We start from the raw sequence: 16,103 nt of genomic DNA, 5'->3' as shown, positions 1-16,103 counted from the left end.
CGATCCACTAAAAAATAGATCAAATGAATGATTTGCATATCGTATAATTCATTTTATGCATATTTCACGCACCGACCTCAATCTCTTCGTCGTCCTTGATGCCATTTACACGCAAGGCAGCATTACACGTGCCAGTCAGGTGCTGAATTTGAGCCAGCCTGCACTGAGTCATGCCTTGGCGCGTTTGCGTGCGATGTTCAATGATCCTTTGTTTGTGCGTCAAGGTTCAGTAATGGCACCAACGCCGTTTACACGTAGCATCATCATGCAGGTGCGTCAGGGTTTGCAGTTGTTTGAAGCGAGTTTGCAAACCGAGCAAAATTTCGATGCGAGTCAGACGCAGCGTGGTTTCAACCTCGGCTTGCGTGATGTCTTTGAAGCGACCTTGTTGCCACAACTGATGCAACGCATCGCGGCGCAAGCACCAGGTATCACTATTGCGAGTGTGCGGGTTGAGCGCGCCGAAATCGAAACCGAGCTTAGTAGCGGTAATCTCGATATGGTGCTGGATGTGCCCATGCCTATTTCTTCGAATGCGCTGATACGCCAACAGCGCGTCACCCGCGATCGCTTGATCGTGTTGTCGCGCCAAGAGCATCCAGCGTTCTACCGTAAGAAGAGCAAAGCGTTGGACCTCGACACCTACTTGGCGCAAACGCACGTATTGGTCTCATCGCGTCGTAAAGGTTTGGGTTTAGAGGATATGGAACTCAATCGTGAAGGCTTGCGCCGCCAGATCGCCTTGCGCTGCCAGCATTATTTCGCCGCATGCCGCGTGGTGGCCAGCACCGATTTATTTCTCACCATGCCCGAGCATTACGCCACTATCGCCAACGCGCAATTCAACAATCGCATCGATCCATTCCCACTCGCCACACAACCCATTGATGCGCATCTCTATTGGCATGCCAACACCGAAAACGACCCCGCCCACGTTTGGCTACGTCAACAGCTGATAGAGGTGATGCGGGGTGAAGAGTAGGTGGGTGCGACAACCCGTAGGTTGGGCTGAGCAAAGCGAAGCCCAACGTTGATGGTTAGAAGAATGGGAAACGTTGGGCTTAGCAGCCCAACCTACGAGTCTCAACAAAACCCGTCGCAACCTTCCCCTTGAAGGGGAAGGGGCTAACAACGCGCGCTGAAGTGCTGTAACGAATCTTAGACCGTTGATGTTCATGAATACAGCAATAAATTGGACTCAAAATTTGAGCATAATCGCGCACGTATTTAAGCCGATAAATCCCCTCCCTTTCAAGGGGAGGGCTAGGGTGGGGATGGGTTTGAATGGAGCGTGAAGCAACATCATGATGCTCCAATGGTCGCAAGCGAGACAATCCGTAGGTTGGGCTGAGCAAAGCGAAGCCCAACGTTGATGGTTAGAAGAATGGGAAACGTTGGGCTTAGCAGCCCAACCTACGAGTCTCAACAAAACCCGTCGCAACCTTCCCCTTGGAGGAGAAGGGCAAACAACAGCCATAGAACTTCGCAGTCAAAATCGATATACTGTGAAAATATACAGTATTCCAGTTTTCACCTATGCCGCTCGTAACCGAAGTCAAAGATCTTCCCGTTTTGCATCCGTTCTACTACCTCGACAATTTCGAGTTGGTCTTGGATTGGGTGCGTACGCGTTACGATGATCTCTTGCAGGAGCATGAACGTCAATTCATCCGCGAGTTTTTTCAATTGCCGCAGACATCGCGCGCTTTGTTTGTGCGGATGGTGATGCGCAAAGGCGAATTTTTCCGTGCCAGCAAGTTGCAATATGAAGAAATTGGTGATGCGCGTCTCGCAGTGCAAGCTTTGCTTGAGCTGTCTTGGGTAGAACAAGATCCCGTGATGGATTTGGATGAAGTCTTCGATATCTTAGCTAAACCCGAAATCGCCAGCGCCTTCAAACTCAGCGCCGCGCAAAGGCAGTGGAAGAAAGCAGATTTGTTGGAGTGCCTTCTACAGCAAAAATTGGAGCATAGTTCAGAAGCCACTCAAGAGGCATCCACAGCCAATCCCTCGCAACGACGATACTCCGAATGGTGGCCCGAAAGCGAAGACCTCGTCTGGCGCATTGCGGTCAAAGACATCTGCCAGCGTTTTCGTTTGATGTTCTTTGGGAATAGCCATCAAGATTGGTCGGAGTTTGTTTTGTCCGACCTGGGTATCTACGAATACGAAACCATCGATTTTTCACCAGAGTCGCGTGGCTTTCAAACGCGACGCGACGTTGATGACTATGAAGCTTTGCAATCCTGTCGGGAAGCCTACGAAGTGGCGGATTCAGTCGCCGCTATGGAAGCAGTGTTAGCGCGGGTTGAGCAGCTAGCGTTGAACAATGTGTGGATAGAGCATCGACGTCAGAAGCTGTATTTTCACATGGGGCAGCAAGCAGAGAAATGGCAGGAGTGGCCCTTGGCCTTGCGCTTGTATAGTGCAAGTCGTTATCTCGGGGCACGCCAACGTCGTATCCGTGTCTTAGAAAAAATGGGCGACAGCGCTGCGGCCTTGGAATTACTTAATCGAGCTTTAGCCGCTCCTGAAAGTGAAGCGGAACTCCAACAGTTACAACGCAGTGCGCCACGCCTGAATCGTAAGCTGGGGCATCAAAAGCCAGCGGTGATTGCACGACAAGAAGTGAAGACTCTGCATCTGTGTTTGCCGCAGCCACAAGAAGCGATTTCAGTGGAATATGTCGTGCGCGATCATCTACATCAAGATGAGGCGCCGGTGTTTTATGTCGAGAATACGCTATTCAATTCCTTGCTCGGTTTGCTGTGTTGGCCTGCGGTGTTCAAAGCCTTACCCGGTGCATTCTTTCATCCCTTTCATCGGGCGCCGGTCGATTTTAGTAGTGAGGATTTCGTGCCGCGCCGCGCGGAAGACTTCGCGCAATGTTTGGCCATGCTCGACTCCGATGCCTACAAACAGCAGATACGCGAAACCTATCGCCTGAAATACGGCAAACAATCGCCGTTCGTGTTTTGGGATTACTTGGATGAAGCCTTATTGGAGACCGCTTTGCAATGCATTCCAGCGCGCGATTTGCGCTACTGGTTTCAACGTATTTTGGCTGATATCAAAGCCAATCGCAGCGGCTTTCCGGATTTGATTCAGTTTTTTCCGGGGCAGCAAAGCTATCAACTGATCGAGGTGAAAGGCCCTGGCGATCGTTTGCAAGACAATCAATTGCGTCTGATCGACTACTGTCATCAACATCAATTGCCGATCTCGGTCTGCTATCTGCAATGGCAAGAGGCGAAGCTGTGAATGAGGTCGTGCCTCCTGTTTCTGTTTTAGACGCTGCGCCAAACTCAGCGTACACCGTCGGTGTACGTGCCTTATGCGAATTCACCGCGAAACAAGGCGATCTTGATTTGCGCTTCACGCCGTCGCCCACTGCACAAGAAGGCATAGAAGGGCATGCGCAGGTGGTGGCACGGCGACCCGCAAGTTACCAATATGAGGTGGCATTGCACGGCAAGAATCAAGATTTATTGGTGAAAGGGCGTGCCGATGGTTATTGGCCAGAACGGGCGCAAGTTGAAGAAATCAAAACCTATCGCGGCGACTTTGATCGCATCCCCGATAATCATCGCGCACTACATCTGGCACAGGCCAAAGTCTATGGTCACTTACTGTGCCAAAAATTGGGAGTCGACGAACTCCGCGTAGCCGTTATTTATTTTAATGTCGATACTAAACTCGAACGCATCGTCGCCAACACGCACAGTGCGGCAGAATTGCGTGAATTTTTTGAAGCGCAATGTGCCTTGTTTCTGGCCTGGGCGCATCAAGAAATGCGGCACCGACAAAGCCGTGACGCCGCGCTTGCCGAGATGGTTTTTCCTTACCCGCAATTTCGAGTGGGGCAGCGTGAATTGGCAGAAGCGATGTACAAAGCTAGCGCCCGAGCCTGTTGTTTGCTAGCGCAAGCGCCGACCGGGATTGGTAAGACCTTGGCCAGCATTTTCCCCATGCTGAAAGCCTGCAAAGAACATCAACTCGACAAGCTATTCTTCCTCGCCGCGAAAACCTCGGGCCGACAATTGGCTCTAGATGCTTTGAGTCATTTGCAGCAAACCATGCATCAGGAAGCACCAGCTATTGACGATTCAAGCACCACGACTGCGAAGGTGAGAGTCATTGAATTAGTCGCCAAAAGCAAGGCTTGTGAACATCCCGACAAAGCCTGTCATGGCGAATCCTGTCCCTTGGCACAAGGCTTTTATGATCGCCTGGCATCGGCACGCGCCGCGGCTTTGCAAGTGGATCAATTAGATCAAAGACGGATGCGAGAAGTCGCCTTGCGCTTTGACGTATGCCCTTATTACCTGAGCATGGAAATGAGTAAATGGGCCGACGTGGTGGTCGGGGACTATAACTATTATTTCGACCTCAATGCCATGCTGTATGGTCAAACCATCGTCAACGAACACAAGGTCGCGGTCTTGGTCGATGAAGCGCATAATTTAGTCAGCCGAGCACGCTCTATGTATAGCGCTGAACTCAGTTATGCTAGTTTCAAAGCGATGCGCAAAACGGCGCCAGCGCAGCTCAAAAAAGCCTTAGAACGTCTAGCGCGCCAATGGCGGCAACTACAAAAATCACAAGACGATGACTACCTCGTTCATAGCGAATTGCCAGAAAAATTTATCATCGCTCTAGGCAATGCCTGTGTCGACATCGCTGACTTCTTCAATCAAGAACCGACAGCGGTACTACCAGAACTGCAAAGCTTTTATCTCGATGCGCTACTGCTGAGTAAACTCTGTGAAAGTTTTGGTGAACATTCATTGTTTGATGTGCATGTCAAACGTGGCGAATCGACTCTCTGTGTGCGCAATATCGTGCCCGCTCCCTTTCTCAAACACCGCTTCGCCGCTAGCCATTGCACTGCCTTATTTTCGGCCACTCTGAGTCCGTGGAATTATTACAGCGATCTGTTAGGCATGCCCGACAACACCGCATGGATCGATGTCCCATCGCCATTCAAGGCCGAACAATTGAGCGTGCGCGTGGTGGATCAGGTCTCCACCCGCTATCAAGACCGCAGCGCTTCGTTACCAGCCATCTGCCAAGTGATGGCACAGCAATGGCAGCAACAACCGGGCAATTACTTAGCCTTCTTCAGCAGCTTCGACTACATGGAACAAGCGCGCGAACGCTTCACCACCGAACACCCCGACATCACCGTGTGGACCCAAACCCGCCACATGGACGAAAGCGATCGCAAACAATTCATCAACAACTTCACAGAACACAGCCAAGGCATCGCCTTCGCCGTCTTAGGTGGCGCCTTCGGTGAGGGCATAGACCTACCAGGCAAACGCCTCATCGGCGCCTTCATCGCCACCCTAGGCCTACCGCAACTCAACCCCATCAACGAACACATACGCCAACACATGCAAACCATGTTCGGCGCAGGCTACGATTACACCTATCTCTATCCTGGTTTGCAAAAGGTAGTACAAGCGGCAGGCCGCGTAATCCGCACCACGGAAGATCAAGGGGTGATTTATTTGATGGATGATCGGTTTAATCAAGCGCAAGTGCGGGCGTTGTTGCCGACTTGGTGGCGGGTGGAGAGGTGAGGGTTTGAGTCCCCTCTCCCGCAGGCGGAAGAGGGTTAAGGTGAGGGCGGTTGAGAGAAGAGATGTTGGTTTGAGTAAGAACAGAAAGTAGGTTGGGCAGAGCAAAGCGAAGCCCAACAACGTGCGTTAAATGGAGCTGCAAGACGTTGGGCTTGCCAGCCCAACCTACTATGTGTCATTCCCGCGTCCTTCGTTCTTCTTGACTGTTGGTTGAATTCAAAGTTTGCAGGTCGGGGGTAGCCCGACAGCTAGTTACCTTTTTTGTCTCGCCAAAAAAGGTAACCCAAAAAAGGCGACCACGCTGCCACTGCCCTTCGGGTGCCCAATTGTGCGAGTCAAAAAATGGGAAAGCTTCGGAACTCGCCTTCGGCTCAGACAACGAAGCTTTCTTTATCCATTTTCTGTCTCGCACAATTGGCAGTGTCAGAAGTGGGTGAAGGTCAAAATCAATTGCAACTGCAACTGCAACTGCAACTGCAACTGCAACTGCAAAAGCCAAAACCAAAACCAAACGAACCAATCCCCTCCCTTTCAAGGGGAGGGTTAGGGTGGGGATGGGTTTGAACGGAATACGAGCCAACGCCACTAGGCTCCTGCCTGCGCAGGAGCGACAGCAACATGCCTAACGACGAGCATGGAAGCGATTTAACCCGTAGGTTGGGCAGAGCAAAGCGAAGCCCGACGTTTGTACGTCGAATAGGGCTACAGGGCGTTGGGCTTGTCAGCCCAAGCTACGATTAGTCATTCCCGCGCAGAGCCTGTCCTCGAATGAATGAATCGGGGACGGGAATCCAGCGTCTTTTGTTCTTTTTATCGGCTGGTCGAATTCAAAGTTCGCAGGTCGGGGGTAGCCCGACAGCTAGTTACCTTTTTTGTCTCGCCAAAAAAGGTAACCGAAAAAAGGCGACCACGCTGCCACTGGCCTTCGGCTTCCCAATTGAGCGAGGCAAAAATGGGGAGAGTCAGAAACTCGCCTGCGGCTCAAACATCTGACTCTCTTTATCCCATTTCTGCCTCGCACAATTGGCAGTGTCAGAAGTGGGTGAAGGTCAAAATCAACTGCAACTGCAACTGCAAAAAGCCAAAACCAAACGAAACAATCCCCTCCCTTTCAAGGGGAGGGCTAGGGTGGGGATGGGTTTGAACGGAATACCAGTCAACGCCACTAGGCTCCTGCCTGCGCAGGAGCGACAGCAACATGCCTAACGACGAGCGTGGAAGCGATTTAACCCGTAGGTTGGGCAGAGCAAAGCGAAGCCCAACGTTTGCACGTCGAATAGGGCTACAGGGCGTTGGGCTTGCCAGCCCAGGCTACGATATGTCATTCGCGTGAAGGCTGGAATCCAATGGCTTTAGTTCTTCTTGACTGATGGTCGAATTCAAAGTTCGCAGGTCGGGGGTAGCCCGACAGCTAGTTACCTTTTTTGTCTCGCCAAAAAAGTAACCCAAAAAACGCGACCACGCTGCCACTGGCCTTCGGCTTCCCAATGGTGCAAGTCAAAAAATGGGAAAGCCTTGAAACTCGCCTGCGGCTCAAACAGCAAGGCTTTCTTTATCCATTTTCTGCCTCGCACAATTGGCAGTGTCAGAAGTGGGTAAAGGTCAAAATCAACTGCAAAAGCAAAAGCAAAAGCAAAACCAAAACCAAAACCAAAACCAAAACCAAAACCAAAACCAAAGCTAAAGCTAAAAGCCACTCCTACATCGCGCCATTTGATGAATGACTGTCGGTTCAGCGTCTGCTTTTCGCCGTTCCGCTCTTGAGCCGCCGATGCTGCGAGACAGAAAATGGAACAAGAAAGCGTTGCTGTTTGAGCCGCAAGGCGAGTTTCAACGCTTTCCCATTTTCTGTCTCGCAGCATTGGGGACCCGAAGGGCGGCGAAACGCGGCCGCCTTCTTTTGCTCACTTTTCTTGGCGAAGCAAGAAAAGTGAGTGGCAGTCGGGCCACCCCCGACCAGAGAAGGTTCAGTTAAATGATGCAATGAGAAGTATCCACAACCATGAGAAGAACTGAAATAGAAAGCCGCTTGATGAGTGTCCGTCGGGCCACCCCCGACCAGCAAAGGTTTCGTTAGTTGATGCGATAAAAAGAAGCCACAAGCAGGAGACACTCCAAAACAGAAACAAAGAATCACTCCCCCCAGAAAAACTACGATACAAATCCCACCAAAACAAACCCACAAAATTGTCGTTTCGGTATCGCAATTCCTCCACACAAAAGCTAAGCTCCTCCCCATTCTCGGCTACAATCGCACGCCGCGTTTGATGTCGCGTGACATCGACCACCCATTACTTGATTTGGAGTTAGCTTCACATGCTCAGTTTCAGCCATAACCTCACACAAAAACGCACACAAAAATTCACCACCCACGCGATCGCTTTGGCATTGGCTTCATTTGCCTTCAACGCTGCAAGCCATGCACAACAAACCAACAAAAGCGATGAAGTAGGGATCGCCTCGTTCAACATCGCTTGGGCAGGTACCAAGGCCGATTTCAAAACGCATCTTGCTGTGTGTTCGGCACCGGAAGTCAACTGGTGCGATACGCGTCCACGGATTATGCGTGGTGCGACGGAGCCGACCAAAGAAGAAGCCGATCGTGCTAAGCAATGCCAAAGCAATATAGAAGCCGCTGCTGGTGGATTTGAAAAAAGTATGATGGTGGCGCCGTGCAATGCGTATCGCTTGAACGCTAGTAACTGGAGCAATGGTGAAGCGTGGTATGACGAAAAAATGACCGGTCTCACCAGCACCATCGACAAACTCGTGACCGAGCAAGGCATCGGTATCATGGCTTTCCAAGAAGTGAAAAGCCGCGAAACCATACAAGCGATCCTCGGCAAACACGTCAACGATTTTGAAACCTGTGTCGCTGAGCACAATGCCTTCCAAACCGTGGGCTTCGCGTGGAAAAAATCCTTGAGCAGCAAGCCCGCCGTGTGCCGTAGCGAAGAAGCTTTGGCGATCAAAGACAATGAAGAAGAAACCAGCAAAATCAGAAAACTGCGCCCTGGTGTTGAACTCAATATTACGGTCGGCGCTACACCATTGAGTATTCTCAACGTCCATTTGAAATCCTCGTGCGCCAATCTGATCACCACCGACCGCTATGCCGGCCATGTGCTGACCGATGACGATAAAGCCTGCAAAATCCTCAATCGCCAAGTCGCACCATTAGAAAACTGGATCGAACGTGTGGCCAGCAAAACGCCATTGTTTGTTGTGCTCGGTGACTTCAATCGCCGCCTCGACGAAGAAGCCGCATCGAATCCACCAAAAGATCAAGTCCGCAGCGATGGCAGCGATCCCGCCAGCCCGAACAAAACCGGCCCGCATGGCGAAGTCAAAACGCGCTTGTTGTGGCAAGAACTGTCTGATGGCAATCCTAGCCTCGTGCAAGTACCGTTAGCCGAAGGCACAGGCGCCTGCAAAGGCTTCGTCGGCCTCGACCACATCTTGATCAGCGAAGCCCTCAACGCCAAACAAAACGGCGCTGCCAGCTCAGTGAAAGTCGGGGTTGACCAACTCAAAGGCCAAAAGATCATCTCCAGCGATCACTGCCCACGCATTACCACGCTGAAGTTGCGTTGAAGTCGTGCTGAACTTGCGCTGAACTTACGCTGAAAAGATCAAAGCCGTTCAGCGCAGAAATTCGTACACAGTTATTCATGCTGTCATCCCTGCGAAGGCAGGGATCCAGTGTCGTTAGACTTTAACGTCAGCGCTTTTCTGAGCCACCTTCATAGCGATGAGTCCCGCCCCGAAATAATTCCTTCGCCCGCGAACCAGAAATAGCCACGCAAAAACGCAAGCCGCCGAGCGCGCATTTATCCCCTCTCCCGCGAGCGGGAGAGGGCTAGGGTGAGGGTGGTTCAGCAATAGCAAAACTCCACCGCCCCGTAGTCGACAGCCGTCGCTCCTACGAAGGCAGGAGCCCAGCGTCGTTCAACACCTTACAGCTTCACAGCACACCCAATTGAACCCGCACCACCAAACAAGCTATCATGCCCACATCCTATTCCATGATTGCTACAAGCCATGCTCAAACCAAATTTCAGCAAAACCCTTTTCAGCAAAATCCTCATCACTCTAACCATCCTCAGTGGTGTTCCATTCAGTCCAGCAAGCATCGCCAAAGACACCAGCGATTGCTACTCGATTAGGGATTCCGACAGCAAAAACGCCTGTCTAGCCATCGCCAAAAAAGACACGAGCTACTGCTACTCCATCAACAAATCCGATACCAAAAACGCTTGCCTCGCCAAAGTCAAAGGCGATACCAGCTACTGTTACTCGATCAACGATTACGACACCAAAAACACCTGCCTAGGCACCGCTAAGAACGACTCTAGTTACTGCTATTCCATCAACGACAGCGACGGCAAAAACGCTTGCTTGGCCGAAGTCAAAAACGATGTCTCGTATTGCTACTCCATCGGCAAGAGCGATCAAAAAAATTACTGCCTCGGCAAAGTCAGACGCGACAATAGCTACTGCTATTCGATTAATGATGCGGATTTGAAGCGGCGGTGTTTGGCGCGCTGATTTGAGCATCTTCGCATTTGTAAAATTGATTGTGGTCTTTATCAGTTGAATTCCCGATTAAATCGCGTCAGTATAAATTGGGTAATTTGTGAATTCCTCCAATTCAAAACGACCGAAATAAATAACGCTATTTCTTGTTTGCGCTTGGGTAATTATTGTTGTTCAAGTTAGCGCTATAGTTTGATCCACTCTTTGTTCTTGCTACCACGCAAATAACGGAAATGATTTTTTCCGTCAAATTCTACAATTAAGAATCCGCCTCTTTGCCAGTATCCCTTAGCGTTTTCAATTATTAAGGACAAGTTTTTGCGCGCTAGTTCATGGTTATCAGTCATGTCGTGCCCAGTAAACGAGAACTTGGCATCACACTTGCGCCACTTATCAATTGAAAAACATGCAGCACTGGTCTGATTATTTACACCGATTGCAATGGAGTCGGCAATATCCCGCCATTTCTTACTTACTGACCAGTATTTTCTTGTGGCCTCATACAAGTCTTTGCGTTCTCCCATGAGCTGATTAATAGGGAATAAGAAGACAGTCGAATGTTTTTTTCTGGGGTTGACAGGTGCGGGATTTAAAAGCGTGACATCCTTTGAAGAGATCAGGCCAGATTGTTTTGCGCCGTAACCACGTATGGCGTTGAGTATCTTCGATTTAGCTAATGAGAAAGCATCAATCACCGCGGCCTCGATTTGGTCACAGATTCTTTGATCTTCAATGCCGTGGCGGATAATCCACCATTGCACATCATAGCCTTTATCCCAAATTTCCAAAATACGCTTGGTTTTCGAAGAGGGAACCTTACTGTATTCACCAAAGGCAAATTTTTTTGCCTCTTTAAAATGATGGAGAACCCGCTCATTTCCATTTGTAGTACCCCCACCTTTACCAACGTAAAATACCTCTGCTGTTCTTGGGTCTACCAAGACGTAAACGTATAGCCCCAGTTTTTCCTGCGCAGTCCTATGAATTTTGTCGTTGGTATTGCCGATTTTTTGAAGGCTTCTGATTTTTTTCTGTTTCACGTTGCACCTTAATTTCGTCAAATTTGCTTTAAGCTAGGTAGATTTGTGGATTAATTCTGTTCACTTTTTGTGTTCTAGTGTTTCAATCTGAGAGGACATTGCTCCGACTTCTTGAGCTTCCAAGAACGGTGAAAGTTACGAGCATTGAAGATTGCTGCTCATGCATCGTCGGCTCATAGTAGAAACCAACTGTTGGAAACCTTGCCATCAGTCGTTTTTGGGGGAAGGTCTTGTCATCTTCAATATTTTTTAACGTTATTCTTTTTGTGAAAACGTCATCCAAACAATCTTGGATGTCTTTTTTTGGAGGACGACCACAAATTGGAATACATATCATTCCAATGACATAGTGTTGATGTTTTCTTCCTTCTTGCTGAGTACTAATCTGACTCAACTTACCAATACTTTTTACGTAGTCGTGGAACATGCGATGAATTCCGCGCGGTTCTAGCAGTATTTTTCGAAGATCATTAGGACGTTTTTCCTTGATAAATTTTTTTGCTTCTAGATAGAAATTAAATGGATGGTCGTCTTCGAAGGGGATGTGTGCCCACAAATCACATCTTCCTAAATCGGATTTAGTAGATTTTGTAATTGGCAATTCTTCAGCAAGAATACATTCGTTATTATTTTTTGCGATTGAGGACACTAGCGAACTAACAATGACACGTTCATTCATTTGCCACGGTAGTTCAGGTCTTCCAAAGAGGTTTTCAGTTTTGGAGATGTAATGGTCTAGTTCTTTCTCCCAATCATGGCAAATTTCTACCAAACGATCGCAAAGAAGGTCGTGTTCTTTGAATCTTGGATTGACGTGTTTTTCTGTTCGAAAGATGTACACTGCTGCCCCATTATTTTTGACTTTATTGAGTTTATGATTGCAACAATCTGAACTCAACTTTTTCGGGTTGGATTCGTGAACTTATCGTTGAAAATGATCTGAGTTCGCTCATGATCTTTGCTAGTTAAGATTTCGATCGAGGATATCAAGCCTCAGCCTGCAAAGTCTGTATTTCTTTCAGCGTACGGCCTTTTTGGTCTTTCCATTCGGTCCGGCCATTGGCGCTACGTCCTAACACGATGGATGCTGCTGTTGATGGGCTGCTGAAGCTGTAGTCTTGTGTGAATACGTAGTCTTCGCCAGCTTTGCTTAGTACGCCGTTTGAGATTAAGTCTTCGCGTAGATCCAAGATGCCGCGCATTTGGTCGCGCATCGAGGGTGTGATAGCACCGCTGGCTTGTGAATTTGTTTTGACGATGAAGCCTTGATTGGATTCGTAGCCTTCTGCCTTGAGGCCTTTTCCAGAGCAAAAGAGCTTCGTTAATTTTTGCGACTCCGTCGTGTTTGTGCGAGCGATTTCGAAGGCGCTGATTCCGAGTACTGGCAGCATACTCAACATATGGTCTAGAAACACCATCATGTCAGCACGATCGGCCTCGGAGAGGGTAGGTTCGTTCTCTGCTTTGATGTTTTCCAATCGAATGCGTTTGGCGTCTTTGGCGCGTTGAATCAATTGCGCTTCCAAAAACTGCACATGCGCTTTGTTGAGATGACCCGGTCCAGCGACGAAAAATACTGCACGTGTCCAGAAGTCTTTATTGCTGTAATGACTTTCTAAGCGAGGTTTTACGGGATCACCTTCGCCGATGTACATCATCTCACCATCAGCATCCGGTCTTGGCCCAATCAAGATGTAAATGCCGGTCTGTGCAAACTCATCTCTCTGTTTAATAGACGGTAGCAGACCTCTTGGAAAGACGAGGGCCTTGCCTATCCAGTTGCTACGTTCAACGATGCGAAGGCCGTCAGGGTCGCCTGTGGCTACGAAGATTTTTAGGGAGAATGGTTGTGACATAGATAATTCACATGCTAAAAATTTGACATCAAATTCAGTGAGTGGAATACGGATTTGTGTTATTTTGATAATTCAATGACGTTTGCGATTAAATGAGAATGTCTAACAATTTCAATGGTTTACGATAAAAAAATGATGGAGATGACATTTGTGATTAATTAAAACTAGGCCCAAATTGGAACATACTTCGCATACCGTTTTGATGCGTTCTCAATATCATCAAGCTTAATCAATTTCTGCTCTACCGCAGCGGAAATAATTTGTGATACTGCGGTTGTCTTTGTCCTTGTTTCATCCAATTTGAAACGCTCACGCAAGCTCTGATTCGTCATTTTTTCATTGCTCACGTACTTCAAGCAGCAGTGCATATAACAAGCGTTCACTCTTTCTTTCGGACTCATTTCGGAAAACTCTTTGTGTGCGAAAAGAACTATTGTTGTATGGACGGGAGTGACACGAAATTCTGGTGCAGGTAGTTGATATAGTTCGGTATTAAAAATAACTTTGTCAATGCCACTGCCTTTTTCCTCGCATATGCCCATTCGGCGCATCAGATCTGCCAATTTCTCGTTACGGGATTTGTACTCATCAACAAATCGTTCCGTCGGTATTAAGGGCTGGCCGGGGTTAGTAATTTCTATCCGATCAGAAAAAATCTCCACCATGACCGAACCACCAGCTTCTTCAAAATCCTGATGTACTAAAGCATTCGCGACTAATTCACGAATTGCTAATTCAGGAAACATCCGCACTTCTTCACGCAGCGCTTGCCCGATGACCTCATTCATTGGTAATTGATTGTTGATCGTAGAAATTAATCCTTCAAATCCAACTGCGTAACCCTTCTGACCAATTAAATCACGCTCCGTTTGTAGTTTATTCTTGCCCTTGTACTTCACCATTCGCACAGTTTTTCTCTGTAACGAATCAAATTGACGCATGTCTTTTGCCAATAACAATGCGCCCAAGTTAGTGATGACATACTGACCGCTCTTTTCATAAATCAGTTTTTCGCTGATCAGACGAGCTAGCGTTCCGTCTCTGGTTGCGGGCAGAGGCAATTTAAGTAGTTCAAAAAATGTTTGAATATCTAAGGCGGCTATAACCTCATCTGCATCGATTTCTTTGGACGCGTCTAAGGACAAGAAATCAGCTTTCCCTTCAGCGAATATCTTGCGTAGCTGATCTGGTGACATGGGAACCAATTCCTCACCGGCTCGCATTAAATATTTACCTTCGTAATGTAGAGGTTGACCAATTGCTCGTGTTGGAATTTCAAAAACTAACACCCGACCATCGGCATGTTGTAGCTCATGAATTTCAACACGTATATGCAAGGCACGCAAAATCAGTGATTTGGTTTCGCCAATATTGAGGAAAGCATTCGTACCAACAACATGACGGGGTGCTTTGTCCGCAACCCCGAGCACAAAATAACCACCCCCTTCATTGGCTAGCGCAACGCAATAGTGGATTAATTTTGTATTGTCGTACTGATGTTTAGCCTCTTTGAATTCAAGATGCTCTGTTTCGTGTTTGGCGTGCAGCCAGCGATCCAATTGGTCGAGAGTAATCATACGTTCACTGTTTGGCTAGTTTTTGTAGTTATAGCGATGCTGACCCTAATCGTCAAATGGAACAGTATGTTTGGATAGGGGCTTGGATTTATTTTTTTCTTTTCCATCGAAAACGTATTTGCACGGGTGAACAAAAGTTAGTAAATTTTCACATCGTAACCAAGCGCGCGAAGTGCTTTACTGGTTCTGCCGTTTCTTGGTGGAGCTATCTCTGGCCTAGCCCACCCAACCAGCTCGGCCATCGAATTTAGACCATAATGAGAAATTGTGTATTGTGGGTCGCGCGATGCAGTGAAAAGCCGCTCCCAAAGATCCTCGTCCTTCCCACCGTATAAAACATAATTCAAAAGCTGCATCACAGTTTCCCCACGAGCGTTTCGTTGTGTCATCAACCAATTTGCATACAGCGGGATTCGTTCAGCTTGCGAAAGAGTCTTGAGCTCAGGTCTTCCCAATGTGGCCAGTGTCATTTTTGTGATGTGCTCTTTCGTTGCGTGAGTGTTGCCGCATACCTCTGCTAGTTCATTAATTGATAAATTCAGAATGTTTTCTCTTGATAACAAGCGTCTAATCGTTGGTGCATTTACTTCGAACGTTTCATCTTCACTCGAAGGTGCAGAATTGGTTGAATTCCACCAGGTGATCGCACTCGTTAAAGCTGCTTGCGGATCAGCGAAATTCTTCTTGAAGTAGTCTTCATATGGCTTCGCATGGTGGTCACCCACTCGGTTGTAGTAGTAACCATGTAAGAATTGATCAATCTGCCAGTTAATTGGTGTGTCCTCGTTTATCCAAGTTGGGCGTTTATTTGATAACGCTTCACCAATTTTTCGTAACTCCGTTAGTGTCGATTGCCATTCCTTACGAAAATTTTCTTTGCTACGAATTGCTGCTTTTTTCTTTTCGATAAAGGCGGGCCCTGCCCAGATCGGCGTCTTACGCAGTTTTTTTCCGAGATCGTAAGTATCTTTTCTGGTTGCTTCTATCGCCTCCATTTCAGCAATCAAGTCTTCAGAAAGCGGAATTGCTTCGTCAATATCACGAAGGTTTTCAAAATAACTCTCTAATTCGATATGCATTCCGCTCTGTTGTAGGTCAGCCTCGGTCAGAAAGATACCCGCTTCAATATTGCTGTTCCATGCACGATCTGTTAAGTTCGCCGAACCGATGTAGGCTCCATAGCCTTTCCACCAAATGACCTTGCTGTGAAGTACGTCTGGGATTAGTTTGCAAAACACGTTGTCTTTGTGATGTTTGAGTAATCGTCGCAACAATGGGATGGCAACCGGAACGGTATGGTCGTAGCGCATCCAGATATCTAAGCGATATCGATTTTGTACACAGTTCCCAATAAAATCGTCTCTTTCATTGGTGAAGTTAGCGCCATAGGCAATGGATGCGAGCACGCAGTCTACTTCATCATCCTTCGATGGCAAAAGATAAGCCAGATGTGTGTTATTGATGACGTTGGCGACGAATTTCATTTGCGGTCTCTGTGTACTTGATTTT

Annotated in this window: 11 protein-coding genes; 5 read left to right on the top strand and 6 right to left on the bottom strand. The window is 48.0% G+C overall.

All coding sequences use genetic code 11. The features are described 5' to 3' along the window. Nucleotides 1-55: 55 nt before the first annotated feature. The 3 genes from RF679_RS15980 (at nucleotide 56) to RF679_RS15970 (ending at nucleotide 5,585) form a co-directional block, all read left to right on the top strand. A complete protein-coding gene (locus RF679_RS15980) occupies nucleotides 56-982 on the top strand; it encodes a LysR family transcriptional regulator (protein WP_309481624.1) in 927 nt (308 codons plus the stop codon). A gap of 554 nt (nucleotides 983-1,536) precedes the next feature. After that, complete coding sequence (locus RF679_RS15975) at nucleotides 1,537-3,261, top strand: VRR-NUC domain-containing protein (RefSeq protein WP_309481623.1); 1,725 nt, start codon at nucleotides 1,537-1,539, stop codon at nucleotides 3,259-3,261. Next, complete coding sequence (locus RF679_RS15970; RefSeq protein ID WP_373921694.1) at nucleotides 3,240-5,585, top strand: ATP-dependent DNA helicase; 2,346 nt, start codon at nucleotides 3,240-3,242, stop codon at nucleotides 5,583-5,585. Before RF679_RS15975 ends, RF679_RS15970 begins: the two co-directional genes overlap by 22 nt. Nucleotides 5,586-7,000: 1,415 nt before the next feature. Here the strand turns inward: RF679_RS15970 and RF679_RS15965 are convergent. Next, nucleotides 7,001-7,447: a hypothetical protein gene (locus tag RF679_RS15965; RefSeq protein WP_309481621.1), complete on the bottom strand. Its 447-nt coding sequence runs from the start codon at nucleotides 7,445-7,447 to the stop codon at nucleotides 7,001-7,003. Between the two features lie 454 nt (nucleotides 7,448-7,901). Here RF679_RS15965 and RF679_RS15960 point away from each other — a divergent pair, with 454 nt between their 5' ends. Further along, nucleotides 7,902-9,179 carry an endonuclease/exonuclease/phosphatase family protein gene (locus RF679_RS15960; protein WP_309481620.1) on the top strand — a complete coding sequence of 426 codons (1,278 nt, stop codon included), beginning with the start codon at nucleotides 7,902-7,904 and terminating at the stop codon, nucleotides 9,177-9,179. 447 nt (nucleotides 9,180-9,626) lie between these two features. After that, nucleotides 9,627-10,133, top strand: coding sequence for a hypothetical protein (locus RF679_RS15955; RefSeq protein WP_309481619.1), 507 nt, complete (start codon nucleotides 9,627-9,629; stop codon nucleotides 10,131-10,133). Between the two features lie 173 nt (nucleotides 10,134-10,306). Here the strand turns inward: RF679_RS15955 and RF679_RS15950 are convergent, their stop codons facing one another. From RF679_RS15950 to RF679_RS15930, 5 genes are all read right to left on the bottom strand, one after another. Next, the gene (locus tag RF679_RS15950) at nucleotides 10,307-11,161 is read right to left on the bottom strand and encodes an LEM-3-like GIY-YIG domain-containing protein (protein ID WP_309481618.1); all 855 of its coding nucleotides are present in this window, start codon (nucleotides 11,159-11,161) and stop codon (nucleotides 10,307-10,309) included. 82 nt (nucleotides 11,162-11,243) lie between these two features. Then, the gene (locus RF679_RS15945) at nucleotides 11,244-12,002 is read right to left on the bottom strand and encodes a hypothetical protein (RefSeq protein ID WP_309481617.1); all 759 of its coding nucleotides are present in this window, start codon (nucleotides 12,000-12,002) and stop codon (nucleotides 11,244-11,246) included. Nucleotides 12,003-12,147: 145 nt separating this feature from the next. Then, on the bottom strand, nucleotides 12,148-13,017 hold the full coding sequence (locus RF679_RS15940; RefSeq protein ID WP_309481616.1) for a GIY-YIG nuclease family protein: 870 nt from the start codon (nucleotides 13,015-13,017) through the stop codon (nucleotides 12,148-12,150). Between the two features lie 164 nt (nucleotides 13,018-13,181). Continuing rightward, nucleotides 13,182-14,594: an ATP-binding protein gene (locus RF679_RS15935; protein ID WP_309481615.1), complete on the bottom strand. Its 1,413-nt coding sequence runs from the start codon at nucleotides 14,592-14,594 to the stop codon at nucleotides 13,182-13,184. 137 nt (nucleotides 14,595-14,731) lie between these two features. After that, nucleotides 14,732-16,078, bottom strand: a complete 1,347-nt coding sequence (locus tag RF679_RS15930) for a phospholipase D-like domain-containing protein (RefSeq protein ID WP_309481614.1) — start codon at nucleotides 16,076-16,078, stop codon at nucleotides 14,732-14,734. Between the last annotated feature and the right edge of the window lie 25 nt (nucleotides 16,079-16,103).

It is taken from the genome of Undibacterium cyanobacteriorum (assembly GCF_031326225.1).
Classification (GTDB): Bacteria; Pseudomonadota; Gammaproteobacteria; order Burkholderiales; family Burkholderiaceae_D; genus Undibacterium; species Undibacterium cyanobacteriorum.
Note: the sequence above shows the minus strand (reverse complement) of the source record. Positions and strands in the feature narration are given on the sequence as shown.

What these genes read in the sequence shown, in the direction of transcription:
- RF679_RS15940 (WP_309481616.1), bottom strand. Translation starts at nt 13,017, where the DNA reads ATGTCACAACCATTCTCCCTAAAAATCTTCGTAGCCACAGGCGACCCT.
- RF679_RS15970 (WP_373921694.1), top strand. Translation starts at nt 3,240, where the DNA reads ATGGCAAGAGGCGAAGCTGTGAATGAGGTCGTGCCTCCTGTTTCTGTT.
- RF679_RS15960 (WP_309481620.1), top strand. Translation starts at nt 7,902, where the DNA reads ATGCTCAGTTTCAGCCATAACCTCACACAAAAACGCACACAAAAATTC.
- RF679_RS15955 (WP_309481619.1), top strand. Translation starts at nt 9,627, where the DNA reads ATGCTCAAACCAAATTTCAGCAAAACCCTTTTCAGCAAAATCCTCATC.
- RF679_RS15965 (WP_309481621.1), bottom strand. Translation starts at nt 7,447, where the DNA reads ATGCTGCGAGACAGAAAATGGGAAAGCGTTGAAACTCGCCTTGCGGCT.
- RF679_RS15935 (WP_309481615.1), bottom strand. Translation starts at nt 14,594, where the DNA reads ATGATTACTCTCGACCAATTGGATCGCTGGCTGCACGCCAAACACGAA.
- RF679_RS15980 (WP_309481624.1), top strand. Translation starts at nt 56, where the DNA reads ATGCATATTTCACGCACCGACCTCAATCTCTTCGTCGTCCTTGATGCC.
- RF679_RS15930 (WP_309481614.1), bottom strand. Translation starts at nt 16,078, where the DNA reads ATGAAATTCGTCGCCAACGTCATCAATAACACACATCTGGCTTATCTT.
- RF679_RS15975 (WP_309481623.1), top strand. Translation starts at nt 1,537, where the DNA reads ATGCCGCTCGTAACCGAAGTCAAAGATCTTCCCGTTTTGCATCCGTTC.